Here is a 2,499-nt window from a genome sequence, read left to right as displayed (position 1 = left end):
TATCGATCAGGTCGCTCATCTGAGCCTGGTTCGTGTAGTAGCCCAAGGAGGTTGCTTCAAGCGCGGCCAGTTCGGCCTGCACCTTCACCTTGCCGGACTTAACCCGACCAAGCTCGGCTTCAGCTTCCGCAAATTTCCTCGCCAGAAAGTCGCTGGTTTGGTTGCCCTCCTTCAGGACGGCAAGTAGCCTTTCCAAGTCTCCTTCGATGCTCCTCTCTCGACCGGCGAGGGATTCCAGTTGCCGAGAGAGATCATTTTGCTTGCTGTCTTGCTGTTCGGTTGACACGATCGACGCCAGATCGAGCTTCTCAACGAATGAGAGAAACATCGTCTCGAAATGGTCGTAGCGCCATCGGGCTGCGACATGACAACCGTGCTTCCGGATTGCGTTAGAGCAGACAAGATATGACTGGCCTTTGGGTGGAGCCCCCTTGTTCTGGTATTGCATGGGCGAAGCGCAGTTATCGCAGACAGCCAATTTCGAGAACAAGTTAGAAAGCCGCTTTCCCTTGGCCCCACCGCTTCCTTTCCGGTCGGCTGTCCCAGCGGTTCGGCGTTCCAGGCGCCCCCGCTGTGCTGCATAGAACTTCTCGTCGTCGATGATTCGCGGGAAATATCCCTTTCTCGGGTCACCTTCCGGGCTACGCTTCCCATTGACCATTCGGCTGGGCTGAAACTCGCCGATTACCGACTTGCTTCCGATAATCTTGTTGACGGTAGACGTCTGCCATCCCGCCTTGCCGGCAAACGTCGGTATGCCGTCGTCGTTCAGCCGGCGGACGATGGAATATGCACCTAGGCCAGCAACTGCTTCGTCGAACATCCGCCGGACGATCCGGGCACGGTCCTCGATGATCTCAAACGCTTCCCGGCCATCCAGCAACCGAAGCCAACTGGGGCAGCGAGCGGTCAGCTTCTTGGTGCCGGCTTCCTTGCGTTTGTTTTGCCAGGCTTTCGAAAGGCGGTCGCTCTTGCGGACCGATTCCTCGTTCGCCCGGCTCATTTTCGCGATGGAAATAATCAGGTCTTCGAAGCTGATCTTGCCGCTGAAGACCCGTTCGTCATCAAGGGTGACCAGGACCAAGCCGGCCTCGACAATCTCCATGAAGGGCTTCAGGGCCCTCATGGGTTCCTGTCGGCTCATGCGGTCGAATGACTCGACGAGCAGGTACGATCCCTTCTCGATCTCACCTGCCCGGACAGCCTTCAGAAACCTTCCGAAGCTCCCTGATGCGATATTTTCGCCGTCATAGCCGGAGTAACCGATGTCCTGAAGATCGAATTCCTCGACCAGCTGCAGGCCATACCTGTCAGCATACCGCTGGGAAGCCTCGCGCTGCCGACGAAGGCTATCGCCCTTCAGCTGCAGGTCGGTGGACATCCTGATGTAGGAATAGGCCTTTGTCCGGGGCAGAGCGGCGGTTTTATCCATCCCAGATCATTAAGATATTTTTATTTAATTGTCCACTATATCCTGATGATCGGTTCGCCCGGCGCGGGAAAATCGATGCTGGCGGCGCGGCTGCCCTCGATCCTGCCGCCGCTGTCGCCGTCCGAACTGCTTGAGGTGTCGATGATCGCGTCCGTCGCCGGCGAAATCCGCGACGGCGCGCTGACCGCGCGGCGGCCGTTCCGCAGCCCGCACCATTCCGCCAGCATGGCGGCGCTGACCGGCGGCGGCATGCGCGCCAAACCCGGCGAGATCTCGCTGGCGCATCAGGGCGTGCTGTTCCTCGACGAACTGCCGGAGTTCGATGCCCGCGTGCTGGATTCGCTGCGCCAGCCGATGGAGAACGGCGAGGTCGCGGTGTCGCGCGCCAACCACCGCGTCACCTACCCCGCCCGCTTCATGCTGATCGCCGCGATGAATCCGTGCCGCTGCGGCCATGCCTATGAGCCGGGCTATGCCTGCAAGCGCGGACGGGTCGACCGCTGCACGTCCGACTACCAGGCGCGCATCTCCGGCCCGCTGATGGATCGCATCGACCTGCGCATCGAGGTGCCCCAGGTCACCGCCGCCGATCTGATCCTGCCGCCGCCGGCGGAAGGCTCGGCGGAAGTGGCGGCGCGCGTCGCTGCCGCCCGCGACATCCAGCTCGCGCGCTATGCCGCCGCCGGCCTGCCCAACGTCCGCACCAATGCGGAAGCCCCGGCCTCGGTGCTGGAGCAGATCGCGCAGCCGGACGCCGCGGGCACAAAATTGCTGCGCGATGCGTCGGAGACGATGCGGCTGTCGGCGCGCGGTTATCACCGCGTACTGCGCGTCGCCCGCACGCTCGCCGACCTCGACGGATCCGACAGGATCGGCCGGCTGCATCTGGCCGAAGCGCTGTCCTATCGCGCGCTGGCGGAGGATCTGCGCAGCGCGGCGTGACGCCACAGACTCAATAAATGTCCCAGCGAACGTTTGCAGGGACGACCATGACGTGTTGAGCCCGTCAACCCCGTGGTAACGAGTTTTCTTTACACTCTGCCAACCATAAGCCGCAGCGGTTCGCG

1 protein-coding gene and 1 pseudogene are annotated in these 2,499 nt (G+C 61.7%); one reads left to right on the top strand and one right to left on the bottom strand.

Annotated features, from left to right (window positions below):
* A partial coding sequence (locus Q8R73_RS02540; protein WP_305717983.1) for a recombinase family protein occupies window positions 1–1,432 on the bottom strand: 1,432 nt, incomplete at its 3' end.
* Window positions 1,433–1,465: 33 nt separating this feature from the next.
* Between Q8R73_RS02540 and Q8R73_RS02535 the strand changes: the two are divergent.
* A pseudogene (locus Q8R73_RS02535) lies at window positions 1,466–2,374 on the top strand (YifB family Mg chelatase-like AAA ATPase); the annotation flags it as partial.
* Window positions 2,375–2,499: the final 125 nt, after the last annotated feature.

Source organism: Bradyrhizobium sp. (genome assembly GCF_030697065.1).
Lineage (GTDB): Bacteria > Pseudomonadota > Alphaproteobacteria > Rhizobiales > Xanthobacteraceae > Bradyrhizobium.
Note: the sequence above shows the minus strand (reverse complement) of the source record. Positions and strands in the feature narration are given on the sequence as shown.